We start from the raw sequence: 24,690 nt of genomic DNA on the forward strand, positions 1-24,690 counted from the left end.
GGTCGGTCGCCGCCCCGACGTGCCGCCCGGCGCGTCCCGCCCTGCGGACGCGGACGTCCGCCGGGCGGGTCACCGGCGGCCGGTCAGGCCGTCCGGACCGCGATGATCGACTTGGTCAGGCCGAGCATCCGCTCGGCCCGGATGGTCGAGTCGGGAAAGAGGTAGCGCATCTCGGCCCGACCGATCAGCTCGGTGGTGAGCACCTGCTTCATGGCCTGCTCCCAGGACTTGCCCGGGGTGTAGGCCAGCGGCCACCTGCGGGCCACCGCCACCCGGGCCGGCACCGGCAGGAACTGCATGCCGGGCGCCACCCAGTGCGGCTCCACCGGGAAGTACCGGTACGGGGTCTGCACCCAGTGCCGGGGAGCGAGCGTCCGGATCGCCTCGGCCATCCGGCGGCGCCGCTCGTGCCCGCCCACGTGCTCCAGCACGCTGTTGCTGAACACCAGGTCGTAGCGGCGGCTCAGGATGGCCGGGGGGAGCTCGCAGGCGTCGACGTGGTCGGCCTCCACCCAGTCGGGCAGCTCCGCCGGCAGCGGCTCCAGGTTGACCACGTGCACGTGCTTCGGGCGTACCGGCACCTTTGACCAGCTGTCGACCCGGCCGCCGAGGTCCAGCACGGACATCTGGGCGAGGTCGGGGAACGTCTCCGACAGCCAGAGCGCCCGCTTCGCCCGGCGCTTCGCACCGTACGAGTCCGGGGAGTCGACCAGACGGAAGCGCAGCGCGTTCAGGGAACTCCGGCGGCGTGCCGCCGGGTTGTCGTCGTTGGTCCGGGTCCCGCTCGCCACGGTCAGCTCCCCCAGTCGAAGGTCATGCCCAGCCGGCTGGCCAGGGCCTCGTTGTACGGCGCGTAGTACCGGGTCAGCTCGTCGCGGACCGCCGGGTCCATCGCGCTGCTGCGCCGGTCGTTGAAGACCTCGTACCGGTCGAGCTGGTGGGCCGGCAGGCCGAGGAAGTCCAGCACCCGGGCGTAGGTGGCGGCGGGCTCGCGGTACAGCGTCTCGCTGGGCAGGATCAGCAACTGCCCGCGGTCGAAGCGGTCCAGCCACGGCTCCAGGTGCTCCAGGTAGCGGCCCCGGGCCCGGTACGTGTACCAGTCGTAGGCGGTGCTGACGGACGTCGGGTCGGCGATCAGCTTCTCCCGCTCCCCCGCCGTCCGCTCCTCCTCCCGGGCCAGCGCCTCGGCGAAGTCGAGCGGCTCCACGCCCTCGGTCCGCCGCTCCTTCCAGTGCGAGTACGCCCGCTCCACCGGGTCGCGCAGCAGCACGATCAGCTTCACGTCGGGGATCAGGTCCGCCACCCGCCCCGGCGCCAGCGGGTGGAACATGTAGAGCGGCGCGGCCTCCCCCACCCGGGTCGGGCCGCCGTACCGGCGTTCCAGCGCCCGCCGCTGCCGCCGGGTCGGGAAGTGCGAGCGGTACCACGTCTCGCCCCGGGCGAAGGTGTCCTCGAAGTAGTGCGAGGTCTTGGTGTTCCAGGCCGGGAAGAGCCGGGGCACCAGCGGATGCTTCAGCAGGTAGCGCCAGAGCGAGGTGGTGCCGCCGCGCTTGGTGCCGATGATGAGGAAGTCCGGCAGCGGGCGCCGGTCGCTGGTGCGCTCCCCGTAGCGGACCAGCGAGGTGCGCACCCCGGTCCGCACCTGGGCGGGCACCAGCGCCTTGACCCTGTCCCGCATCGTCATCTCGTCCTCCTCGTCAGCTCGGCCCGCGGCCGAGCAGGGTCGGCGCCGTCGCCCGCGCCCGTCGGCGTACCCCCGGATGCAGCAGCAGCGCGACGCCGAGCAGCACCGCGACCCCGAGGGTGAGGAACAGGCCGGCCACGCCCCGGCCGGCGACGGCCGCGCCGGCCGCGGCCAGCACGGCGGTGGCGGTGCCGGCGGCGGCCGCGGCGCGCAGCACCGAGCGGGTGATCAGCGGCTCGCCGATTACCCGGCGGGCGGTCACCGTCGCGATGACGTTCTCCGCCACGATGCCGACCGTCCAGGCCCACGCCGCGCCGAGCGCCCCGTGCGGCGGGATCAGCAGCACGGCCAGCGCCACGTTGAGCAGCAGGCCGGTGGCGGCGGCCAGCAGGTGCCGTCCGCTGCTGCCGCTCATCAGCAGCAACGTCTGTACGATCCCGGTCCCGGAGTTGACCATCATCGCCCCGGCGAGCACGACCATGGCGGCGGCGCCGGCGGTGAACTCCGCGCCGAACAGGCGCAGGAAACCGGGCGCGAAGACCGCCAGCAGCAGGTAGCCGGGCCAGGAGAGCGCGATGATCACCGCGGTGATCCGCCGGTAGACCAGGGCCGCCTCGCCGGTGCGCCCCTGCCCGAGCAGCCGGGACAGCTGGGGTGCCACGGCCACCCGCAGGCCCTGCATGATGAGCAGGCCCGCGAGGGCGTAGCGGCCGACCGCGCCGATGATGCCGGCCTCGGCCTGGCCGGCGAGCGCAGCGGTGAGCAGCACCGTCAGCCACATGCTGCTGGCGTCGATGGTCGCCGAGGCGGCCCGGGGCAGCGCGAAGCCCCACAGCGTCCGCCAGTCCTCGGCGACCGGGCGCAGCGCGGCGCCGGCCCTCAGGCCCAGCGGCCGGGCCAGCAGCGCCACGCAGACCAGCACGGCCACGGCGATCGGGGCGAGCCAGCCGGCGAAGGCCACCGTCACCCCCGCGCCGGTCAGCAGCGCCGCCGACACCAGGGCCGGGCGAGCCGCCGGCACGAAGACGTACTGCACCGCCACCAGGGCGGCGACCGGGCGCACCGCCCGCACGGCGGCCAGCAGCACCGTGGTCGCCACCACGAACGGCAGGCCGGCGAAGGCCAGCCGGAGCAGGCCGGCGCCCTCGCGCGTGCCCGGGTCGAACAGCACCGGCGCGAGCGCCCCGGAGAGGGCCACGCCGGTCAGCGCCACGACCGCGGTGAACAGCAGCGCGGGGAGCAGGGCGACGGGCAGCAGCCGGGCGGCGTCACCGTCGCGACCCGTCCGGCGCCGGGGCAGGGCCCAGACCAGCGCGGTGTCGGCACCGGCGCAGCAGAGCACGCCCATGATCGCCACCACGCCGATCGCGGTGAACATCGCACCGGAGCCGGCCGGGCCCAGACCACGGACGATCACCACGGTCAGCACGAAGCCCAGCAGGCCGTTGACCGCCGCGCCGGCCAGCCCGACCATCCCGCTGCGCGTGCTGCGGCGTACCTCCCGCTCGCCGGCCGCCCCCCCGGCGTCCGCGACGGCCGTGGCGGCCGCGCCGGTCGGCCGCGTACCCGGATCGGTCATGCCGTCCCTCCCTGGCGTGGCGCGTCCGCTACCGGCCGGTCCGGCTCGGACGCCGGCGGCCGGGCCGCCTCGGCCGCCGCCGGCACGGCCGGGGCCGGCGCGGGAGGCGGGATGGTCGCGGCCCGGGGCGCGGGCACGGCGGTCCCGGCCGGCGTGGTCGGCGTTGCCGGGGCAGGGGGCGGGGTGGTGGCGGCCCGGGGCGCAGGGACGACAGTCGTCGCTTCCGCCGCCGTCGACGGCGGGGCGGTCGACGCAGGCGGGGCGGTCGCGGATCGCGGCGCGGGCACGACCGGCGCGGCGCTCGCGGCCGGGACCGGCGCGGACGGCGGGGACGACGCGGACGGCGGGGACGACGCGGACGGCGCGGACGGCGGGGCCGGCATGCGCAGCGGGACCGCGGCCACCCCGGTCGCCGGCGGCGGCGCGGGCGGGGGCACCGGTGGCGCGGGCACCGCGGCGCGGCCGATCCCCCGGGTACGCCAGGGCGCCAGCGGCGCCGGTCGGGCCATGGTGGACGGGCCGGTCGGCGCCCGGTTGACCGGCCCGCCCACCGCCGCCAACCCGGCCCCGACGGCGAAGAAGATCACCGACAGGTTCGGGTCGATGTAGGCGTAGACCGGGATGACCACCAGCGCGATCACCGGGACGGTGCTCAGCCAGTGCCCGGCCGGCGAGACCGCGGCGGCCAGCCGCCGGGCCACCAGCACCAGCCAGCCGAGGAAGACCACCAGCGCCGGGATGCCGTGGCTGTAGAGGATCTGCCAGATCAGGCCCTGGGTGCCCAGCGGCTCCTCGGCGAGGGTGGTGTCCACGCTCTTCGGCGCGCCGTACCCGAGCAGCGGCGAGCGCTCGACCGCCTGCCAGGTCCGCACGTAGAGGTCCATCCGGTCGACGTTGGTGTCGGTGCTGCTGACCCGGGCGTCGATCATCTCCTGCACCGGCACGACCAGGCTGACCACCCAGACCAGCACGACCAGCCCGCCGATCGAGACGATCAGCCGGGCGTTGCCCCGGACCAGGGCGCGCAGGCCCAGGTAGAGCAGGCCGGCGCCGAGGCCGAGGAACATGCCCCGGTTGAGCGTCATGAACGCCGGCACCACCGACAACGGCAGCGACACCCACAGCGCCACCCGGAACCGCCCGGTACGCACCGAGGTCAGGTACGCCAGCACGCAGGGCACCAGCAGCGCGTACGCGGTCCCCCAGTTGTTGGTGTACGGGTACGGCGTCGCGGTGCGGTAGATCGGCGTGCGCGACTGCGGGTTGAACTCGTTGGCCCGGACGTGGGTCAGCGCCTGGATGAACCGCTCCCCCGAGATGCCGTGCGGCAGGGCCATCTCCACCGGGGTGGTCAGGGCGAAGGTCGGCATCAGCACGGCCAGCCAGCCCAGCGCCACCACGCCCAGCCAGTACCAGCCCAGCGGGCGCAGCACCCGGTCCCACCGGGCGCCCTCGCGGACCAGGGTGTGCACGTACACGCAGACCACCAGCGCGGTCGCCAGGAAGCCGAAGCGCAGCCCGAAGGTGAGGTAGGCGGTGGCCCGGTCCAGCCGGGTGGCGCTGAGCAGCACCAGGATGAGGAAGACCAGCCAGGCGGCGCTGCCGGGGGGCAGCGCGACCCGGCCGCGGGTGACCAGCAGGGCGAGCAGCACGACCCCGAAGACCGACCAGCCGAGGTAGAACGCGCCCAGCGCCCACCAGAGCGGCACCAGGGCGAACATGGCCGTCAGCGGCCAGACGGGCAGTGGCGGCGCGGTCGCCCCGGGCCGCCGGTCAGACACCCCGGCCCCGGCGCTGGGCCAGCCGGAGCACCCGCTCCCCGGAGAGCAGGCCGAGCACCACCGGCACGGTCACCAGCACCCGCTTCTCACGGGGGTTGAGCCGGACCACCCGGCCCAGCTCGCGCAGCGCCTCCCGGCGCCGCCGCCCGGAGGCGAGCGCGAAGGCGATCTGGCCGTGCAACCGGGCCAGCCCGGTCCGGCTGCCGGCCAGCTCCGGGTGCTTGGCGAGCAGGTAGCGGGTGGCCTCGACGATCATCGCCCAGCGGCCGAAGAAGAACGAGCCGCCGTGCCAGTCCACCACCACCAGCACCTCCGGCACGATCACCACCGGACCGTGCGCGGTCACCCGCAGCAGCCACTCGTAGTCCTCGCCGTAGCCGCCCGGCAGTTCCTCGTCGACCGGGCCGACCGCGTTCCAGGTGGACCGCCGGACCAGGATGGTGCTGGAGTGCACCTCCATCACCCGGTCCTCGACGAAGTCGGACAGGCCGACCTCGGCCCGGTCCAGGCGCCGCTCCTTGGCGATGCCCGGGCCCTCCAGCCGGATGCCGCAGCTCGCGGCGGCGGCGTCGGGGCGGGCCGCCAGCAGCTCCACCTGCCGGGTGAGCTTGGTCGGCAGCCAGAAGTCGTCGTCGTCGCAGAACGCGATGAGGTCGCTGGTCGCCTCGTCCGCGCCGGTGTTGCGGCCGCCGGGCAGCCCGCGCCGGTGCGTGTTGGTGACGTACCGCAGGGTGCGCCCGGCCGGCACGGCCAGGTCGAGCGGGCGGATCTCGGTGTGGTCGTACACCACCAGGCACTCGACCGGCCCCGGGTAGTCCTGGTCGAGCACCGCCCGCACGGCCCGCTCCAGCAGCCCCGGCCGGTCCCGGGTGGCCACCACCACGGTCACCGGGGGGTACGCCGTCGCGGCGCCCGGCTGGTCGCGGTCAGTCACGGCCGTCTCCCGTCAGCACGAATCCGACCGGCTCCACCCCGACGGAGCGCAGCCGGTCCACCAGCTGGGTCAGCTGACCCGTCCGGGTCCGGTCCCGGGCCGCGACCAGCAGCGCCCGGCCCTCCCGGGCGGCCCGGACCCCGCGCTCGTCGTGCAGCGCGGGCGGCGCGTCCAGCACGGTGAGCCCCTCCGAGGCGGCGCCGTCCAGGTCGACGAGGCGGACCTTGCCGGTGCCGATGCGCAACTCCTGCCCGTCGGTCGCCGCGCCGTCGGCAGCCGGCCGGGCGGTCGGGATGACCTCCGTCTTGTCCTCTCCAGTGGTGGTGGAGCGGTACACCGCGCCGTTCTTCGCCTCGGCGGAGGTGGGGAACGGTCGGGGCTTGCGGACCGCCGGGATCACGGCGGTGTCCTCGGGCCCGGCGGCCGTCGTCGCCGGTGTGGTGGCGGGCACCGGGCGGGGACGGGGCAGCGGACGGGAGCGGGCCGGCTCCACCGGCGGGTTGCGGCGCTGCGCGTCCAGCATCAGCGGTCGGATCCGGTCCAGGCTCTCCGGCGTGACACCGAGGCGTACGTCGTGGCCGGCGGCGGCCAGCACCGCGGCCAGCCCCGCGGTGACCTGCTCGCGGCCCTCGTCGGTCGCCGAGGAGAGCACCACCAGCGGGGTCCGCTGCGGCCCGTCGACCCAGCGGCCCAGAGCCAGCACGAGGTAGCGCAGGTCCGACTCGTCCGGCTGCCCGCCCCGGCGGCACCGCACCGTGCCGAGCAGCGGCGCGTTGATCGTCGCGGCGGCCTCGGCGGCGGTGCGCACCCGGCGGTCCAGGGACTCCCGGACGAAGGCCACCAGCCCACCGAGGAGCAGCCCGCCGAGCAGGCCGGCGACCAGGAGCAGCGGCGCCGTGTCCCGGCTGGAGGGCACCGGGGTACGGGCGGCGCTGGTCACCGAGCCGGGGCTCAGGTCGGCGGAGGCCACCTTGGACCGCTGCTCGGCGAGGGTGGCGAGCTGGTCGTTGAGCGCCCGCAGCTGGTCCAGCAGGGCGCTGGTGCGCGGGGACGGGTTGCTGGAGCTCTGGTTGGCCGGCAGCGACCGTTGCGTCGTCGTGCGCTGGGCGGTGACCAGGTCGATCGTGTCGTCGTACGACTTGAGCACCCCGGCGCGCTGGTTCTCGTACATGCCCTTGCGCAGTTCCAGGTACGACTCGGCGGCGCCGTTCGCGCCGTTCACCGCCTCGCGCTCGCTGTGCCCGGCGTAGCTGAAGCGCATCACCTGCCCACCGACCGGGGTCTCCACCTCCAGGGCGTCGGCCACCTCCTTGGTGTCCCGCCCGGTGATGCGGGCGACCTTGTCGATGACGTCGTTGCTGGTGGCGATCCCGCTCTCGGCCGTCATGTTCACCGCGCGGTCGGCGCCACCGGACGGCACCGAGAACGGGTCGGTCACCACCGGCCGGACCACCACGGCCGTGGTCGCGGTGTACGTGGCCGGCAGCACGAACAGGTAGGCCAGCACGGCCGCCAGCACCAGCGCCGCGGAGGCGAGCACGATCCGCCACCGCCGCAGCGGGATGCGGGCCAGCTCGACGAGGCCGACCGGGCGTTGCCGGGCGGAAGCGACGTCGGTCACGTCCATCAGGTCAGGTCCTTGCGCGATGAGGAAGGGGCGGCCGGCACCGGCCGGGTGACGACCGCGCCGGGGCGGGTGGGTCGTCTCATTGTCGCCGACCGTTCACCCGCGGTCGACAGCCGACCGGCCCCCTGCGGTACGGGCGGTCCGCCGGTGTCGCGGGGACACCGGCGAACCGCCCGGAACCCGGATCGGGTCAGGAGGTGGCGAAGAACAGCGTCCGGCTGGACCAGTTCACGCCGGCCGAGGCGGGCGCGAGCTGGACCGAGGCGGTGCCGTCGACGGCCGTCTCGTCGAACGGGACGGCCCGCAGCGAACCGTCGGCGTTGCCGTACACGATCTTGCCGTTCACCCAGGCCATGCCCCGGACGTTGCCCCAGGCGAGGTTCAGGCTGGGCAGCGTGAACTCGGTGCAGCCGACGATGTAGCCGTCCGGCTCCAGGTAGCGGTAGAACAGGTTGTTGGTACCGGCCTTCGTGTAGTACATCCGGCCGTCGAGGTAGAACGCCCCGCTCATGGTGGCGGGCTTGAACCAGTTGTTGTAGCCGCTGCTGATCCAGGGCGCGCCCACCGAGCCGCCCGAGAAGATCGACACGTCCAGGTAGCTGCCGTTCGGCGCGGTCGCGTCGGTCTTGGACCAGTAGAGCTTGTTGCCGACGGAGAACGCCGCGCCCGCCGCGGTGAGGTTCGGCTGGCTGCTGGCCACCGGGGTGCCCAGCGTGGTGCCGTCGAACGGCACCTTGGTGGCCTGGCCGTTGGCGGTGCCCACGTAGAGGTAGCCCGAGGCGGCCGACGGCGCGTTGACCGCCGGGATCGTCCGGCCACCGGCCAGCGGGAACAGCCCCATCCGGCCGTGGTACTCGTTGCCGAGCCCGTCGTTGTCGAAGCCGGCGAGCAGGCCGTTGCTGCCGCGCCACAGCTCCCACAGGATCGGACCCCACTCGGTCGTGCCGGCCGGCGCGCCCGAGCGGGTCGGGTTCCACACCAGCGGCATGCCGTTGATCGGGTCGAGCGCGCCCAGGCCGTACCGGTTGATGGCGCCCGCGCCCGCGGAGTCGTCACCGTTGGCGTTGCTCAGCCACCGGAAGTGACCGCCGACGTACACCACGTTGTCGGCCGCCTCGATCGAGGTCACCGAGTCGTGGCCGGTGTCGTCCACCCAGGTGCCGTCGATGGCCGCGCCCCGGGTGGCGGTCTCGAACCGGGCGATCGTGTCGCAGTACGCCCCGGTGGCCCGGCCACCGTCCGCGGCGATCACGAAATAGCTGCCGTCGTCGGAGAAGTCGACGTCGCGGGCATAGAACGGGAAGCCGGCGCCGCACTGCGCCACGTACCGCTGGGTGCTCCAGGCGGCGACGGCCGGGGTACCGGTCAGGTTCTCGACGACCACCACCTGGTTGCGCGCCTGGCCGTTGACCTGGGTGAAGTTGCCGACCGCGACCAGGGTCCCGCCGTTCGGCGCGACGGCGAGGCCCCACACCAGCTCGGAGCTGGACCGGGCGACGCTGGCGTCGACCTGGAAGGTCGGGTCGATGGCGCCGGTGGTGGCGTCCAGCCGGGCCAGCAGCGAGTGCTGGGTGCCGTTGACCCAGTGGAACGCCCCGGCGAGGTAGAGCTTGTTGCCCAGCACGACGGTGCGCCGGACGAGCCCGCCGTCGCTGCGGCCGACCCAGGAGGCGACGGTGGCGCCGGTGGTCGGATCCAGCTCGACCAGGTTCTTGCGGGCCACGCCGTTGACCGTGCCGAACGCGCCACCGACGATGAGCTTGCCGTCCGGGCTGGCCGCCAGCGCGTGCACCGCGCCGTCCAGCGCCGGCGCGAAGCCCGCCTTCAGCGCCCCGCTCACCCGGTCGTACGCGAACAGGTAGTTGCGGGCCGTCCAGCTCGCGTCGCCGGCCGCCTTGATCGAGGTGAACGAGCCACCGACGTAGACGGTGCTGCCGATCTCGGCGAAGGCCTTCACGTCGCCGTTCTGCGCGTGCGGGATGTTGTCGGCCGGGTTCGCCGAGGTGAGCGTCATGGGCACCGGCGGCAGGCCGTCCGCCCGGGCGGGCGCCGCCAGCAGGCCGACGGCCAGCACCGGCGCGGCGAGCGCGGCGAGCCACCGCCGCAGCGCCGGCACCCGGCGCGATCGAGACGACGTTCTGAGAAGCACGGGCGCCCCCAATGATGAAGTGAGATCCTGCGTAGCTTGCTGCGTTCCGATTTGTCGCACCATCAACCGACCGGTCCGCTCCGACGGCGGCTCGGTCCGGTCCCGTCGTCCGGGTCGCGGCGCCACGGGCCACGGTGGACACCGGTCGCGCCTCGACCGGTGGACGTGCCGGCCGGGCCGGGCGTCACGTCGTCCACCGGAACGGTGCCGGCGCGCCGCTCGCGCCGACCGTCCACGATGCCGCCTCGGCCAGGTCGTCGACGGTGATCTCGTCGGCCTCCCGGGCCAGCACCAGCCCCCGGCGGTCCAGTTCCCGGGCCATCGCGACCTGGTGGTCGTCGACGTGCTCGCCGTACCGGCGGCGGCGGGGCACGTAGACGGCACGGTGCCCGGCGCGCATCGCGGCCAGCGCCGAGCCGACCCCGGCATGCGTGACGACGACGTCCGCCTCCCGCATGGCCTGCTGCATCTCGGCGTACGGCACCTCGCGGCGGGCGCCGGCGGGCATCCCCGGGACGACCGTCGAGCCGACCTGCCAGAGGACCTCCGCCTCCGATGGGAGGACGTCGACCAGGCGACGCAGCAACCGGGGGAACCCGAAGCGGTCGTGGGTGCCGAGGGCGACCACGATCCGCGACACCGGCCGGGACGTCACCCGCCGGGTGGCGAGGTAGGTGTCGAAGATGGAGCCGCCGTAGGCCCACCGGCCGGCCGCCCAGCCCGGGTACTGGGTGTAGAGCCGGGTGCGGGGCACCCGGGCGACCAGCCGTCCGGTGAGCGAGGGCCCCTCGGTGCGGGTGGCGCTCTCGATGTAGTGGCAGGCCAGGCCGTGACGGACGGCGGGCAGGAAGAACGACATGGCCACGCTGGCGCCGGTGCTGATCACCTGCCGGAACCGCCCGCCGCCGAGCACCCGGCGGGCCGCCAGCAGGTCACGCAGCGCGCCCACCGCGTCCCGGGTGGTGGCCGGTGGGACGTGGATGACCTCCTGGCCGTCGAGCAGCGACCGGCTCTGCGGCGAGTCGAAGGTGGCCCAGACGCAGTCGTCCTGCACGCCGAGCCGGGGGGCCAGGTCGTGCAGCTCGGCGAGGTGTCCACCGGTGGAGGCGACGAGAAGGGTGGTCACGTCGGTGCCAGCTTCCGTGGTGAGGGGTGGTGGATCGGGCGTTCCGGCCGCCGCGGTACGGGTGCGGCGTCCGGGCTCATGCTCAGGTGGCGGTCGTGACGCGGTCGCGGGTCGCCGGGGTGCTCACACCGGACGGTGCCGGCGGGCGGAGCCGGCCGTCGGCGACGAGCACCGCCAGCGCCATCACCGCGAACAGCAGGGCGGCGAAGATCCAGCCGCCGAGCACGTCGGTCAGCCAGTGCTTCTCGGCGTAGATCCGCGTGTAGCCCTCAACGCTGACCAGCGTCACCACCAGGGTCACCAGGGCCACCCGGACGCCGCGCGGCAGGCGCCAGGTCACCATTGCCAGCACCGCGATGGTGCCGAAGGTCAGCATGATCCGCGCGCACCCGCCCGACGGGTAGGTTCCCAGGTCGGTCGGAGGGTGGCCCCGATCGACCATGGTCGCCAGAATGGCCTGGACGTACTGCTCGACGACGAACTGCAGGGGCAGCACGACCAGCGGAACCCACCACCGGCGGCGCCGCCACAGGACGACGAAGACCAGCGTCGCCACGCCGGTGACCCACTTGAGCGGGTAGCGGTCACCGAGCGCGGTGTAGAAGGAGTTCAACTCCGCCCAGGTGTCGACCCGTCGGGCGTGCACGTAGTCGAAGACCGGATGGTCGACGTGCGGTTCGAGGCGGGACAGCACCTCCCCCAGCGGCCAGCAGATCGCCACCACCGCGGCGCCGCCGGCGAGCAGCACGACCAGCGCGGCCCCGGTCCGGCCGAACGCGTCGGTCAGCCCGGCCAGCGCCACCCGCAGCCGGTGCGCCGCCCGACCGTCGCGGACCACCGGGGCCCAGCGGTTCGCCGCCACCGGCGTCAGCACCGCGGGCACCAGCACCGCCAGCAGCCCCAGCGCGTAGATGAGCGTCATCCTCGGTCGCCGCCGTTCCGCCGGCCGGTCGACCGGCCGAGCACCGTCCGTCGGGCGGCCCCGCGCCCGACGTCACCCGCCGTTGCCATCCGTCCCCCTGCCACGCCGGCCCACCGCCGGCCGCCCCACACCGGAGCCCGGCGGCGCCCCCACGCCGGGCAGGATCGACCACGCCGTCGCCGGCAGGTGGTGATCGAGTGGTGACCCTAGTGGACCGGCTCCGATGAGTGGTAGTGAGCAGAACGCTCACGCGGCTTTTTACCGGGTTTGCCGGTCGCCTCCCCGACAGTCGCGCGCCCCGATCAGCCGGTCCCGCCGGACAGCCGCTCGGCGAGGACGTGCAGCAGCGCGGGATGCAGCCGGTCGCTCCAGCCGCCGCCCCCGGCGGCCAGCTCGGCCGTGCGCAGCCACAGCTCGACGAGGTACGCGTCGGCGACGAGCCGGCGGCGGGTCGCGTCCAGCCCGAACGCCGCACCGTGCCGCTGCAGCACCGCGACCATCTCGGCGGCGGCCGCCGGCACCGGCCGGCCGCCCAGCGACAGCGCGCTCTGGAACCCCTGGTGGGCCAGGTCGAACCCGACCGGGCGGTGCGCGCCGCTGTTCTCCCAGTCCCAGGCGACCAACCGGCCGCCGTGGCGGCCGAGGTTCCAGGGCACCCAGTCGCCGTGCCAGTGACCGAACTCCAGCGTGGTGTCGCCGTCGCGGGCGACGAGCGCGGCGACCGCGTCGACGACCGGACCGCCGGCGCGTTCGGCGCGCGCGCCGAGGTCGGCCAGGAACGCCGAACCGCGCAGCGGCCGGGGCGGGGTCGCCGGGCCACCCCGGCGGGCCACCGCCAGCATCGCGGCCACCTCGGGGCGCTCCGGGTGCGGCAGCCTGCGGACCCGGGCGGGCATCGGCTCGACCAGGGTCACCGCCAGGTCGCCCCAGCGCAGCTCGCGCAGCAACCGGGGCACGTCCGGGAAGTCGCCGCCGTCGCGGGGCAGCGCGCGCAGCGCGACGGCCTCCACCGCCACCATCGCCCGGGTCGCGTCGTTCCAGCCGATCTTCGCGTACCCGCGGGCCGCGCCCCGGTCGTCGAAGAGTTGCAGGGTCGGCTTGTGGTGCGGGTCCGGCGGCCGGATGCCGATCGCCGCGTGCAGCCGGCGGCCGGCCAGCCGGCCCAGGTGCGCGGCCAGCAGCAGCTCGGTCTCCTCGACCCCGTCCGGCACGGCGACCGTCAGCACCGGCATCCGGGCCAGCCCGGTGGCGCCGACCCCGGCGAGCACGCCGACGGCGAGCCGGTTGGCCCGTACCCGGGGTGGCCGCAGCGCGTTGTACGCCAGCGTCGAGGCGGCCCCGACCCGCCGGGAGGCCAGCGGCAGCAGGAACTTCGCCCGCGCCACCGACGGCACCACCGCGTAGCGGGCGGCGACGCGGTGCCCGGGTGGCGGCGGGGCGGCGGAGACGTCCAGCCACAACCGGGGGTCGCCGAAGATCGCCCGGCTCACCCAGCCGATGCCGTCGGAGCGTTCGCGGGGATCGTCCGCCCGGTGCGCCGCCATGCCGTCTCCCGTCCGCCCGGGCCGGCCGCCGGTCCGCGCTGGCGGACACGATAGGGCCCGGGGGCAAGGAACCGCCCGACGGGCTGCGGGCCCGCCGGGCGGCGTGGTGCCGGTGGCCGCGCTCAGCGCTGCCAGACGCGGACGTGGTCGACCCGGAAGTCGGCCGGGAAGCGGGTCGCCGCGTCCGGGTCGCCCAACCAGCCGCCCACCTGGAAGTTCAACCGCAGGTTGTACGGCTTGTGGAAGACCTCGTCGAACCAGGGCGTGGTGGCCCGGTCGCGCTGCCAGACCAGCCGGCCGTCGACGTACCAGCGGATCGCGTCCGGCTCCCACTCGGTGGTGTACGTGTGGAAGCCGTCACCCGGGTAGCCGATCGGGAACGGGTACCGCTGGTCCTGCTTGACCGGGGTGTAGTCGTAGAAGATGCCCAGGGTGGCGGCCTGGTAGAACCCGTCGCCGCCGGGCAGCTCCACCACGTCGATCTCGCCGTGGCCGCCGTCGTCCGGGCGCAGCCAGAACGCCGGCCACAGGCCGTTGGAGTCGGTGGGCCCGTTGGGCGACTGGGCGCGCACTTCGAACCGGCCGTACCGGAACGACGCCAGGCCGATGGTGTCCAGGTAGCTCTGCGTGTACTCGCGGGTCTGCGAGCTGCACACCGCGGTCTCCCGCTGGGCGCGCAGGGTCAGCACGCCGCCGGCGACGAAGGTGTTGTCCGGATCGTCCACGTTGCAGCCCCGGTCGATGTCGCGTCCCTCGTCGTCGCGCAGGTTCCACTTCGACCGGTCGACGATGGCGCCGTCGAACTCGTCGGACCAGACCAGCCGCCAGCCGGGCACCTGGTCGCCAGGACGGGTGGTCGGCGACGGGGCGGGCGCGGTGGTGCTCGGCGGCGGGATCGGGGCGGTCCGGCTCGCGGTGGGCGACGCGGTTCGGCTCGGCGACGGCGCGGGGGCGGCGGTGGTGGTCGTCGCGATCGGGCTCGGCGCCGCGGTCGTCCGGGTCGGCGCGGGCCGGCCGCCGCGTCCGTAGCGCAGCACCAGCTGCGGCCGGATGGCCACCTTGACGTTCTCCCGGGACGCCCAGTAGATCCGGGTGTTCCAGGTCTCCTGGGTCAGGGCGAAGACGAACCGGCCGTTGCCGGTGACCGAGGCCGACACGTCCCACTCGTTGAAGCCCTGGCCGACCCGCTCGACGCCGGACAGCGCCGGCCCGAGTTCCGGCCGCAGCGACCAGGCGCCGGTGCCGGCGGCGGAGCCGAAGGCCCGGTGGGCGTGCACCCGGGAGGAGAACGGCTGCCAGGCGTACACCCGCAGGGTGGCGCGGACGTCGACCGCGTCGGCCGGCAGGTCGCGCACCGCGAACTCGACCAGCGCGTCCCGCTCGCCGGTGCGGTTGCCGTCGCAGAGCCGGGGGCAGCTGGCCAGGGTGGTCTTGACGCCGTTGTCCCCGTCCTGCGGGACCTGGGTGGCGGTGGTGTCCGCCGCCGCGGCCACGGCGAGCGGGGGCACCTCCGCCGCCACCAGCGGCATCATCGTGGCCACCACGCCGGCCACCATGCCGGCGCTCAGGACACCCAGGACCGCGGCCTTGCGGCGCGCGCCGAGGCGGGATGCAGCGCGGTGGAGTCCGTGCCGGCTCAAGGGACACTCCCCGTGTGGGCGACGATTACCGGCAGCAGCGTATCGACGCCTGACGCTCGTCGTCCGTCGGACGTCCGGTTGCCGTGCCGAATTAACCGGCAGCTAAGAAAGCCCGGTCCGGTGCGCGGCCAGCGCCCGGGCCATCGCCGCCCGGGGGGCGGGCACGCCGGTGAACTGCTCGAACTGGCCGACCGCCTGGGCGAGCAGCAGGTCCAGCCCGGAGACCACCCGGGCACCGGCGGCCAGCGCCGACGCGGCCAGCGGGGTCGGCCAGGGATCGTAGAGGGCGTCGAACAGCACCGTCGAGGGCCGCCAGCGGATCTCGCCGGCCAGCGGGTCGGCGACCCCCTTCGGCACGGTGGAGACGACCACGTCGGCCCCGGCGTGCGCGGCGGCGTCCGCCCAGCCGGCGCCGGTCAGGGCCACCCCCACCGCGCCGGCGACCGGTCGCAGCTCGTCGACCGCCGCCGCCCGGCGGGCCACCACGGTCACCGAGGCCGCGCCGAGCCGGGCCGCCGCGGCCAGCGCCGCGCGGGCGGTGCCGCCGGCGCCGAGCACGGTGACCGTGCCGCCCGGGGCCACCCCGGCCGAGGTCAGCACCTCGACCATGCCGCTGACGTCGGTGTTGTCGGCGTACCAGGAGCCGTCGGGACGGCGTACCAGGGTGTTGGCGGCACCGACGGCGGCGGCGACCGGCGAGACCGCGTCGGCCACCGCGAGCGCCGCCTCCTTGCCGGGCATGGTCACCGACAACCCGGCCCACTCGGGGCCGAGGCCGGCGACCAGGGCCGGCAGCTCCGCGGCCGCGCACTCCACCCGGGTGTACGACCACCCGGTGAGCCCGGCGGCGGCGTAGCCGGCGTTGTGGATCACCGGGGAGAGCGAGTGCGCGATCGGCTTGCCGAGCACGGCGGCTCTGTGCACCGTCACCGCACTCCCCCTTCGCGGACCACGATCGGACCAGGGCAGCTTGACTTCCTCCACCGCCGCGAATGGCGGGGATTCCCTCCGCGCTGCGCGCGGAACACGCAACGCCCAGGTGAGTTCCTGCTTCACCGCGATCAGCCGGAGCGTGCTCCGGTCTTACGTCCGCTCCACAGGCGTTTTCCGTCTCCGCATGCCCTGCGGCGACGTCTGGTGCGGCGGGCTCCAGCTTGGTTATCGCTGGAGCCCGCCGAGACTCTACCACGGTCAATGGCACGCTCGGGGCCTGGCGGCCCCTCCCGTGCGGGCCTTCACCCTGAAGGGCGGAGCACTGGCCGGCATCTTGGTAGCGACTCAGAGCACCCCGTTCTGCTTCGCCTTCTCGATGTTGCGCTCGTGCTCGGCGTTGGTCGAGGCGAAGGCCGAGTGCCCCTGCTTGTCGATCGCGACGAAGAAGAGCCAGCCGCCCTCCGGCGGGTCCATCGCCCCCTGCAACGCCTGCTTGCCCGGATTGTTGATCGGGGTCGGGGTCAGGCCGGGGTGGGCGTGCGTGCTGTACGGGTTCTTCGGGTCGCGGATCTCCGCGGTGGTCATGTCCTTCGACGCCTTGGTCTTCCGGCCGGTGAGCTGCCAGTAGTAGTTCACCGACACGTCGAACTCCAGGCAGCTGCACGGGAACTTGCCCGTGTAGGCGCGGTTGTACGCGACCCGGGCGATCTTGCCTAGGTCGTCGGCGTTGCCGGCCTCCGCCTGGGCCATGGAGGCGACGATCAACGCCTCGTACGGGCTGATCCCGCCCCGCTTCTCCTGCACCTGCTCGGCGAACTTCATCGCCTCGGTGACGCTGAGGAAGTTGTCGACCATGTCCTTGAGGATGCCCTCGGCGGTCGCGTTCGGCGCGATCTCGTAGGTGTCCGGGTAGAGGAAGCCCTCGATCGACTTGGTGACCTTCTTGCCGTCCCTGCGGACGAACCAGAAGTCCGGCACGCCGAGCGCCTCCGGGTCCTTGGCGGCGGCCTCGAACTCCTTGACCGGGATCTTGGTCTTGTCGGAGAGCAGCTTGTAGGTGTCCTTGGCGGTGCGGCCCTCGGGGATGGTCACCTGGTTGGTGACCTTGTTCTTCCGGTCGAGCAGCATGGCCAGCGCCTTCTCGGCGCTCATCTGCTTGCGCACCTTGTACAGGCCGGGCTGGATGTTCTTGCTGAGCGCGTTCGCCTCGGCCGCCTCGATGAAGGCCTTGGTGCTCTTCACCACGTCGGCGGCGACGAGGGTGTCGCCGATCTCGGCGATCAGCGCGCCCTGCTTCACCTCGACCATCGCCTGCCCGGTGCCGGAGCCGTCGTAGTCGGGGGTGACGAAGTAGTTCTGGACCCGGTCGAAGCCGTAGAAGGCGCCACCGCCGATGCCACCCAACAGGACGAGCGCCATCAACAGGGCGAAGATGGTCTTCCCCCGGCCACCGGACCTGCCCTTGCGTCGCTCGACGAAGCCGCGTCGGTGCCGGCCCTTCTCACCCCTCTCCGGCTCGTCGAACCCGAGGTCCAGATCGTCGATCATTCCGTCCGCCTCCGCTGCGCTTCCAGCCAGCTCTGCAGGATCTCGACCGCGGCGGCCTGGTCCACCACCGCGCGTTGGCGCTTTCCCCGGACGCCTCGCTCCGCCAGCCTACGAGACGCGACGACGGTCGACATCCTCTCGTCCGTGAGCGTCACCGGAACCGGCGCTATTACATCGGCCAAACGGTCCGCGTACGCCGTCACGTGGTGCGCCGCCGGACCGAGCTTACCGGCGAGGTTGACCGGAAGGCCGAGGACGACCTCCACCGCCTCGTGCTCGGCGACCAGCTGCGCCAGTTGCGTCATGTCGCTGGGCACCGCGTCGGGCGCCGCCGTCAGGTCCCGGGCGAGGGTGACCAGCGGGGTGGCCAGGATGCCGTGCGGGTCCGACCGGGCCACCCCGACCCGGACCTGCCCCACGTCCACGCCGAGCCGGACGCCCCGGGTCAACTCACCCACGGCGGACCACTTCCCCGGCGGAACGGGCCAGGGCGGACCGGGTCGGTCCGCCCTGGGTCGTTCCATGGTGCATGATCACGCCTCGGCGATCGCCTTCTCGACCGTGAGCAGCAGGTTCGGCGCTTCCGCCGCCGGCAGGCCGCCACCCTGGGCGACGTCCGGGCTGCCCCCGCCGCGGCCGGAGAACGCCGCCTTGACCAGGTCGTTGGCCGCGAGCCCACGACCCCGGGCCGCCGCGTTCACGGCCACCACCAGGGACGCCTTTCCGCTGGCGCGGGCTGCCACGGCCACCACCGCCGGCCGGGCCGGGTCGATCCTGCCGCGGATCTCCTGGGCCAGGGTCCGCACGTCGTTGCCGGCCGCGCCCTCCGGCGCCTCGGTGCCGACGTACGCCACGCCTCGGACGTCCTTCGCCTGCCCGGCGAGCGCCGCGGCGCCGCCCAGCACCAGCTGGGCCCGGAGCTTCTCCAGCTCCTTCTCGGCGTCGCGCAGCTGCGTCACGGTCTGCTCGACCCGGTCGGCCACCTGGTCGCCGGGCACCCGGAACAACTCCGCCAGCCGGGAGACCAGCAGGTGCTCGCGGGCCAGGAAGCCGAACGCGTCCATGCCGACCAGCGCCTCGATCCGGCGCACGCCCGAGCCCACCGACGCCTCGGAGAGGATCTTGACGAGGCCGAGCTGCGCCGAGCGGGCCACGTGGGTGCCGCCGCACAGCTCCCGGGCGTAGTCGCCGACCTCGACGACCCGGACCCGCTCGCCGTACTTCTCGCCGAAGAGCGCCATCGCGCCGATCCGGCGCGCCTCCTCCTGCGTGGTGATGAAGGCGTGCACCTCCAGGTCCGCCAGGAGCACCTCGTTGACCTGCTGCTCCACGTCGTGCAGCACGCTCGGCGCCACGCCGGTCGGAGTGTTGAAGTCGAACCGCAGCCGGCCCGGCGCGTTCAGCGAACCCGCCTGGGTCGCCGACTCGCCGAGGAAGTTGCGCATCGTCTGGTGCACCAGGTGCGTCGCGGTGTGCGAGCGGGAGATCGCCCGCCGCCGGCTCACGTCGATCTCCGCGTACCCGGTCTCCCCGGCGCGCACCTCGCCGCGCAGCACCCTGGCCCGGTGCACGATCAGCCCCGGCACCGGCTGCTGCACGTCGAAGACCTCGACCTGGCCGCCACCGACGGTGATCAGGCCCTGGTCCGGCTGCTGGCCACCGCCCTCCGCGTAGAACGGGGTGGTGTCCAGCACCAGCTCGATGGTGTCGCCCTCGACCGCCGCGCCCACCTGGGCACCGTCGGCGAGCACCGCGCGGACCCGGGACTCCCGGTTCAGCTCGGTGTAGCCGGTGAACTCGACCGCCCCGCCCGCGTCCAGCACCGACCGGTACGCCGACACGTCGGCGTGCCCGGTCTTGCGGGCCTGCGCGTCGGCCTTGGCCCGGTTGCGCTGGTCGGCCATCAGCCGGCGGAAGCCGTCGGCGTCCACCTGCAGGCCCTGCTCGGCGGCGATCTCCAGGGTCAGGTCGATCGGGAAGCCGTAGGTGTCGTGCAGCTGGAACGCCTTGTCGCCGGAGAGGGCCGGCTTGCCGGCCGACTTCGTCTCGGCGATGGCGGTGTCCAGGATCGTGGTGCCGGCGCGCAGCGTGGCCAGGAAAGCGTCCTCCTCGGCGTACGCGTACTGGGAGATCCGGTCGAACTCCTCCGCCAGCTCCGGGTACGACGGGGACATGCAGTCCCGGGCCACCGGCAGCAGCTCGGGCAGCGCCCGGTCCTGGTAGCCCAGCAGGCGTACCGCCCGGATCGCCCGGCGCATGATCCGCCGCAGCACGTACCCACGACCCTCGTTGGTCGGGGTCACCCCGTCGCCGATCAGCATCAGCGCGGTCCGCACGTGGTCGGCGACCACCCGCAGGCGTACGTCGTCGGGGTGCGACTCGCTGGCCACGTGCCCGGACCGGGCGCCGTACCGCTTGCCGGTCAACTCGGCCGCCCGGTCGAGGATCGGCCGCACCTCGTCGATCTCGTAGAGGTTGTCGACGCCCTGGAGGATGGAGGCCATCCGCTCCAGGCCCATGCCGGTGTCGATGTTCTTCGCCGGCAGGTCGCCCAGGATCGGGAAGCTCTCCTTGCCGGTGCCCGGGCCCCGCTCGTACTGCATGAAGACGAGGTTCCAGAACTCCATGTAGCGGTCCTCGTCGACCGCCGGGCCGCCCTCGCGGCCGTACTCCGGACCGCGGTCGTAGAACAGCTCCGAGCAGGGGCCGCACGGGCCGGGAATGCCCATCGACCAGAAGTTGTCGGCCTTGCCCCGCCGGACGATCCGCTCGGCCGGCACGCCCACCGACCGCCAGATCTGGAACGCCTCGTCGTCGTCGAGGTAGACCGTCGGCCAGATCCGCTCCGGGTCCAGCCCGTAGCCGCCCTCGGCGACCGGCTTGGTGACCAGCTCCCAGGCGAACGGGATCGCCCCGTCCTTGAAGTAGTCACCGAAGGAGAAGTTGCCGTTCATCTGGAAGAACGTGCCGTGCCGGCTGGTCTTGCCGACCTCGTCGATGTCCGGGGTGCGGATGCACTTCTGCACGCTGACCGCCCGCCGGTACGGCGGGGTCTGCTGCCCGAGGAAGTAGGGGACGAACTGCACCATGCCGGCGTTGACGAACAGCAGGTTCGGGTCGCTGATGGCGGGCAGCGGAGCGGACGGCACCACGGTGTGGCCGTTCGCCTCGAAATGGGCGAGGTACCGCCGCTTGATCTCCGCCGTCTTCATCGCTGGTGTTCCTCCGGAAAGATTTCTCGGTCGCCGATGCGCGGGTCCTCCCGCAGCTCGGCGAACTGGTCGTCGAACGCCTCGCCCCGGGCGAACGCCTCGTGGATCTCCTGCTCGCGCTCGGCCATCCCGACCCGTACGTCCTCCACGAAGCTACGCAGCGACTCGACCAGGCTGCCAGCGGATTCGGACAGTCCGCTCGCGATTCCGGCCGGGGTGTACGCCTGCGCGGTGCGGGTCGCCTTGCGGACCACCACCACGCCCACGGCCAGGCCGACGCCCAGCCAGAACAGTCGCCTCATGCTCTCATCCCTCCGGCTCGTCGCCGACCGGCTCAGCGGTTGCCGCGCCGCGCGGCACGGCGCTGCTGCTTGATGGTGTCGCGCACCTCACGCTCGGTCTCGGCGTGCCGGCGGGCCGAGGCGGCCCGGCGCACGCCGTACCCGAAGGCGGCCACCTTGACCAGCGGGTTGGCCGCGGCGGCGGAGACGACGGTCGCCAGGTTCGCCACGTTGGCGGTGACGTTCTGGGCGTGGCTGGTCATGGTGTCGACCTTGGCGAGCTGGAGGTTCACCCCGTCCAGCGAGGTCTGCACCTGCTCCAGGGCGGTGTTGGCGTTCTTCACCGTGGTGTTCACGTCCCCCAGCAGCGGGGTGGTCTGCTCGTTGATGTCGTTGATCATCCGGGTCGTGGCGTCCACGGTGTGCCGCAGGCGCAGGATCGGCACCGCCAGCACGAGCACCAGCATCAGGAACGCGCCGGCCGCGATCAGCGCAGCGATCTGTCCACCATCCACGCATGTCCTCCTCAAGCAGAGTTCCGGAACGAACGTCCGGAACGCGCGACCGTCTCCGGGCCCGCCGTCGCTCCGCGCCCCAGGAGGGGCCGGCGGGAGCGGGCGGGCACGCCAGCCCCAGACCCTACCGTCCGTGATGAAAACCGGCTCAGGACGGTGAGCGTGTCAGTTCCTCGAGCGGATCCTCGGTGAACGTCGGGAAGGGATCCTCACCGGTCAGCGACGGGTCCGTGCTCGGCTGCGGCCGGGTCCGTTCGTCGTCGATCGCGTTGCGGACCTTCACCGACACCAACGAGCCGGCACACGTCCCCGCAGCGGGCGACGCCTCGGTGGACGGCGGGACCGTCGACTCCCCGGCGGCCGGCGGCGCCGCGCAGGTCGGTTCGCGTACCCACAGGTCGAGGGTGAGCTCGTCCCGGCGCCAGCAGGTGTACCGGCCCTTCTCCTTCTGCTCCGGGCAGCGGCTGACCTGCCAGGGCTCCCAGCCGTCCTTGCGCAGCGCGGCCTCGTACACCCCGGCGGTCTCCTCCGGCGCGCGCTCCGACTCCACGGTGCGTTCCCGCAGCCGGCAGTCCTGCAGGCACCAGCGGCTGCCGCTGACGTTGTCAACCGTCTGCGCCGCCGCCCAGCCGGGCACGTCCAGCTCGTCGAGGGTGTTGAAGACCGGATCGCGGCTGAGCGTCCGGATGCCGAAGTAGAGCGGGATCGCGCCGAGCAGCACCACGCTGACCAGCACCAGGATGCCCAGGCGGAGCCGGCGCCGCTCGCGCATCTGCCGGCGCAGCTCGGAGCGGGCGCCCTGCAGCCCGCCGGCGCGCTCCTCCTCGTCGGGTCGGCCCACACCGCCGCCCGCCTCGGTGGCCGGTCGCGGACCGGCCGGCGGCACCACCGCCGCCGCGCGGACGACACCCACCGGCTCGCCCGGGCGCGGCGGGGCGGACCCGGTGCCGCCGGGCTCCGGCCGAGCGGGCTGCCGCTGCGGCCCGGTGGACCGGTCGGGGTGCTCGTCGGGGCGCAGGCCGGGGGCGGCCGCGCGGGCCACCGCCGGCTGGCCCGGGGCCCCGGCACGCGGCCCGGCCTCGGACTGCGGACCGCCCCGACGCGGGTCGTCGCCCGACGGTCGGGCGACGCCCGGACCGGCGCCGTCCGGGCGCACCGCCGCGCGGGCCGACCCGCCGGGGCGCGTTCCGGGCTGCTGCTCGGGGACGGCGGGACGGGGGCCGGACACCGCGCCGGTGCCGGCCGGGGACGCGCCGGGGCGCCCGCCCTGGGTGGGGGCGACCCCCCGGGCAGCGGCCTCCGGGCCGGCGGGACGGGCCCCCCGGCTCGGGTGCGGGCCATCGCCACGGGGACCCCGGACGGGTGCGGCCCCCTCAGCCCGGGCACCCCCGGTGGAGTGCGGAGCGTCGGCCCGCGGACCCGCCGACGGGTGCGGACCGTCGCCACGCGGGCGCCGGGCGGAGGTGGGGGCGTCGGGGTCGGGGTGCACTCCGTCCGGCCGGGCGGAGACCGGGCCGGACACGGGCGGGACCGCGCCGGGCCGGGCCGCTCCCCGCGCCGGACCCGGCTGACCGGGTACGCCCTCGCGGGGTGGGGCGGGGGGCTCGGCACCGGGGCGGGCCCGGCCCGCCGGGGCGGGACCACCACGACGGCCGGGAGCCGGCGTTCCCGGAGGCACCGCGCTACGACCGGACGAGGTCGAGCCGTCGAGGGTCGGCAGCGCCGGATCGGTGTGCGAGGTCCGGCCCGCCTGGCGCAGCCAGTCCGCCGGCCGTTCCGGCCGGTCACCGCGGGGCGTACCGCCGGGCGGGGTGGCCCGACGTCCGGTGCCGGGTTCGTCGGCGCGCGGCCGGCGTCGGCCTTCGGAGTCCCGTCCGGTGGGCACGGAGCCGGACGGGGTGGCGCCGGCGCCCGAGACGGGGGCGGTCGGCGGGACGGGTGCGGCGTTGCCGGTCGTCGGCACGGACGGGTCCGGCTCGGCGGCGCGGCGGCGACCGGTGGGCCGCTCCGGGGCCGCGCCCCGGCCGCCTCGGCGCGCGGCGGCACCCGGGCCCTCGCCGCCGGTCGGCTCCGCCGCGGCGCGGCGACCCCGGCCGACACGCGGCTCGGGGGCCGCCGGATCCGGGCGGGGTGCGCCGCTGACCGGCGTCGGGGGACGGGGCCCGCCGCTCACCGGCGTCTGGTCGGGGCGTGGGCCGCCGCTGACCGGGTTCGGGTAGGCCGGGTCCGGCGGGAAGGCCGCTCCGCGACGAGCCGGGTCGGTGGTGTCGGCCGAGCGGCGGGCGCCCTCGCGGGGCACGGTGCGGCGTCCGGAGGCGGGGCCGGCGGCTCGGGGGTCGGGTGCCGACGCCTCGGGGTCGGGGGCGGGCCAGCCGGACGGCGACTGTCCGGCGCCGGCGGCCCGGGGCGCCTGGGCGCGGGCTGCCGTGCCGCCACCGGCACCGGAGACGGGGGCGCCGGTGGCGTCCGGCTGGGGTCGTTCGGGCCCCCGCTGACCGGGGCGCGCCGTGGCCGCCGGGCCGGGCCAGGCACCCTCGCCGGGGCGAGGACGCTGTTCGGGGGCGGCGGGCCAGCCGCCACGTACCGGCGGGGTGGCCTGCGGAACGCCCGCGCGCGCCGCGGGCGGCCCGTCGGCGCGCGCCGGGCGGGGGCCGTCCGGGCCCGGACCGACGACCGGGCCAACGCGGGCCGGCCCGCCGTCCGGGCGCGGCCCGGCGGACCCGGGACGCGGGGCGGCGGGTGCGGCCGGCGCGTCGGCGCGCGGGGCGGCGGCACGGCCGGGTTGCTGCGCGTCGGCGCGCGGCGCGGCGGCACGGCCAGGCGGCGGCCCGTCGGGGCGCGGAGCGGCGGCACGGCCGGGTGGCGGCCCGCCGGCGCGCGGGGCGGCGGCACGGCCGGGTGGCGGCGCGTCGGGCCGCGGCCCGCGGGCGGGCGGCGGGCCGTCCGGGCTGGGTGCGCCCGGTGCCGGCCGGGGACCGGCGGGCGGCGTGGCCGGGCCACGGCCGCCGGCGGGTGCGGGCGGCGTCGGGCGGGCCGGCTCACCGTCCGGGCCGAGTTCGCCCCGCTGCTGCTTGGCGCTACGCAGGTCGTCGATCCAGCCGAACTCCTCGCCGGCCGGCTCCGGCGACGGCTCCTCGGCCCGGCCCCGGCCCCAGCGGCGTCCCTTGGCGCGAGAGTCACGCCGCTCGTCGGGACCGTCCTGCGGTCGCTCCCCA

General features: G+C 75.1%; 18 protein-coding genes. All 18 read right to left on the bottom strand.

What is annotated here, in order from left to right:
• Positions 1-83: 83 nt before the first annotated feature.
• The 18 genes from GA0074696_RS21335 to GA0074696_RS21420 all read right to left on the bottom strand — a co-directional run bounded on the left by GA0074696_RS21335 (position 84) and on the right by GA0074696_RS21420 (position 22,247).
• Positions 84-626, bottom strand: a complete 543-nt coding sequence (locus GA0074696_RS21335; protein ID WP_331716549.1) for a class I SAM-dependent methyltransferase — start codon at positions 624-626, stop codon at positions 84-86.
• A 167-nt stretch (positions 627-793) separates the two neighbouring features.
• Positions 794-1,678, bottom strand: coding sequence for a sulfotransferase domain-containing protein (locus GA0074696_RS21340; protein ID WP_088964703.1), 885 nt, complete (start codon positions 1,676-1,678; stop codon positions 794-796).
• A 19-nt stretch (positions 1,679-1,697) separates the two neighbouring features.
• Positions 1,698-3,263: a lipopolysaccharide biosynthesis protein gene (locus GA0074696_RS21345; protein ID WP_088962741.1), complete on the bottom strand. Its 1,566-nt coding sequence runs from the start codon at positions 3,261-3,263 to the stop codon at positions 1,698-1,700.
• Entirely contained in the window at positions 3,260-5,044 is a 1,785-nt protein-coding gene (locus GA0074696_RS21350; RefSeq protein ID WP_231925105.1) for an O-antigen ligase family protein, read from the bottom strand. Before GA0074696_RS21350 ends, GA0074696_RS21345 begins: the two co-directional genes overlap by 4 nt.
• Complete coding sequence (locus GA0074696_RS21355; RefSeq protein WP_088962742.1) at positions 5,037-5,978, bottom strand: glycosyltransferase family 2 protein; 942 nt, start codon at positions 5,976-5,978, stop codon at positions 5,037-5,039. The genes GA0074696_RS21350 and GA0074696_RS21355 overlap by 8 nt, the downstream gene beginning before the upstream one ends.
• Positions 5,971-7,605, bottom strand: coding sequence for a Wzz/FepE/Etk N-terminal domain-containing protein (locus GA0074696_RS21360; RefSeq protein ID WP_088962743.1), 1,635 nt, complete (start codon positions 7,603-7,605; stop codon positions 5,971-5,973). The genes GA0074696_RS21355 and GA0074696_RS21360 overlap by 8 nt, the downstream gene beginning before the upstream one ends.
• Before the next feature lie 190 nt (positions 7,606-7,795).
• Complete coding sequence (locus GA0074696_RS21365) at positions 7,796-9,721, bottom strand: WD40 repeat domain-containing protein (RefSeq protein WP_407940502.1); 1,926 nt, start codon at positions 9,719-9,721, stop codon at positions 7,796-7,798.
• A gap of 217 nt (positions 9,722-9,938) precedes the next feature.
• Positions 9,939-10,880, bottom strand: coding sequence for a glycosyltransferase (locus GA0074696_RS21370; protein ID WP_088962745.1), 942 nt, complete (start codon positions 10,878-10,880; stop codon positions 9,939-9,941).
• An 82-nt stretch (positions 10,881-10,962) separates the two neighbouring features.
• Positions 10,963-11,802 (bottom strand): phosphatase PAP2 family protein, encoded by an 840-nt coding sequence (locus tag GA0074696_RS21375; RefSeq protein WP_088962746.1) that lies wholly within the window; start codon positions 11,800-11,802, stop codon positions 10,963-10,965.
• Between the two features lie 302 nt (positions 11,803-12,104).
• A complete protein-coding gene (locus GA0074696_RS21380; RefSeq protein WP_088962747.1) occupies positions 12,105-13,346 on the bottom strand; it encodes a hypothetical protein in 1,242 nt (413 codons plus the stop codon).
• Positions 13,347-13,468: 122 nt separating this feature from the next.
• Positions 13,469-14,986, bottom strand: a complete 1,518-nt coding sequence (locus GA0074696_RS21385) for a glycoside hydrolase family 16 protein (protein ID WP_157746080.1) — start codon at positions 14,984-14,986, stop codon at positions 13,469-13,471.
• Positions 14,987-15,088: 102 nt separating this feature from the next.
• Positions 15,089-15,916: a shikimate dehydrogenase gene (locus GA0074696_RS21390; protein ID WP_088962749.1), complete on the bottom strand. Its 828-nt coding sequence runs from the start codon at positions 15,914-15,916 to the stop codon at positions 15,089-15,091.
• Positions 15,917-16,264: 348 nt separating this feature from the next.
• Positions 16,265-17,467, bottom strand: coding sequence for an endolytic transglycosylase MltG (gene mltG / locus GA0074696_RS21395; protein WP_088962750.1), 1,203 nt, complete (start codon positions 17,465-17,467; stop codon positions 16,265-16,267).
• Complete coding sequence (gene ruvX / locus GA0074696_RS21400; RefSeq protein WP_088962751.1) at positions 17,464-17,925, bottom strand: Holliday junction resolvase RuvX; 462 nt, start codon at positions 17,923-17,925, stop codon at positions 17,464-17,466. The genes mltG and ruvX overlap by 4 nt, the downstream gene beginning before the upstream one ends.
• Before the next feature lie 75 nt (positions 17,926-18,000).
• Complete coding sequence (alaS, locus tag GA0074696_RS21405) at positions 18,001-20,679, bottom strand: alanine--tRNA ligase (RefSeq protein ID WP_088962752.1); 2,679 nt, start codon at positions 20,677-20,679, stop codon at positions 18,001-18,003.
• Positions 20,676-20,981, bottom strand: a complete 306-nt coding sequence (locus GA0074696_RS21410; protein ID WP_088962753.1) for a hypothetical protein — start codon at positions 20,979-20,981, stop codon at positions 20,676-20,678. The genes alaS and GA0074696_RS21410 overlap by 4 nt, the downstream gene beginning before the upstream one ends.
• Before the next feature lie 32 nt (positions 20,982-21,013).
• Positions 21,014-21,475 (bottom strand): DUF948 domain-containing protein, encoded by a 462-nt coding sequence (locus GA0074696_RS21415; RefSeq protein WP_088962754.1) that lies wholly within the window; start codon positions 21,473-21,475, stop codon positions 21,014-21,016.
• 148 nt (positions 21,476-21,623) lie between these two features.
• Positions 21,624-22,247 carry a hypothetical protein gene (locus tag GA0074696_RS21420; protein ID WP_088964704.1) on the bottom strand — a complete coding sequence of 208 codons (624 nt, stop codon included), beginning with the start codon at positions 22,245-22,247 and terminating at the stop codon, positions 21,624-21,626.
• Positions 22,248-24,690: the final 2,443 nt, after the last annotated feature.

It is taken from the genome of Micromonospora purpureochromogenes (assembly GCF_900091515.1).
In the GTDB taxonomy this organism is placed as follows: Bacteria; Actinomycetota; Actinomycetes; order Mycobacteriales; family Micromonosporaceae; genus Micromonospora; species Micromonospora purpureochromogenes.

Bases quoted from the DNA above. Each gene is read 5' to 3' on its own strand.
- GA0074696_RS21335 (WP_331716549.1), bottom strand. From the start codon at position 626: ATGTCCGTGCTGGACCTCGGCGGCCGGGTCGACAGCTGGTCAAAGGTG.
- GA0074696_RS21340 (WP_088964703.1), bottom strand. From the start codon at position 1,678: ATGCGGGACAGGGTCAAGGCGCTGGTGCCCGCCCAGGTGCGGACCGGG.
- GA0074696_RS21345 (WP_088962741.1), bottom strand. From the start codon at position 3,263: ATGACCGATCCGGGTACGCGGCCGACCGGCGCGGCCGCCACGGCCGTC.
- GA0074696_RS21360 (WP_088962743.1), bottom strand. From the start codon at position 7,605: ATGGACGTGACCGACGTCGCTTCCGCCCGGCAACGCCCGGTCGGCCTC.
- GA0074696_RS21375 (WP_088962746.1), bottom strand. From the start codon at position 11,802: ATGACGCTCATCTACGCGCTGGGGCTGCTGGCGGTGCTGGTGCCCGCG.
- GA0074696_RS21380 (WP_088962747.1), bottom strand. From the start codon at position 13,346: ATGGCGGCGCACCGGGCGGACGATCCCCGCGAACGCTCCGACGGCATC.
- mltG (WP_088962750.1), bottom strand. From the start codon at position 17,467: ATGATCGACGATCTGGACCTCGGGTTCGACGAGCCGGAGAGGGGTGAG.
- alaS (WP_088962752.1), bottom strand. From the start codon at position 20,679: ATGAAGACGGCGGAGATCAAGCGGCGGTACCTCGCCCATTTCGAGGCG.
- GA0074696_RS21410 (WP_088962753.1), bottom strand. From the start codon at position 20,981: ATGAGGCGACTGTTCTGGCTGGGCGTCGGCCTGGCCGTGGGCGTGGTG.
- GA0074696_RS21420 (WP_088964704.1), bottom strand. From the start codon at position 22,247: ATGCGCGAGCGGCGCCGGCTCCGCCTGGGCATCCTGGTGCTGGTCAGC.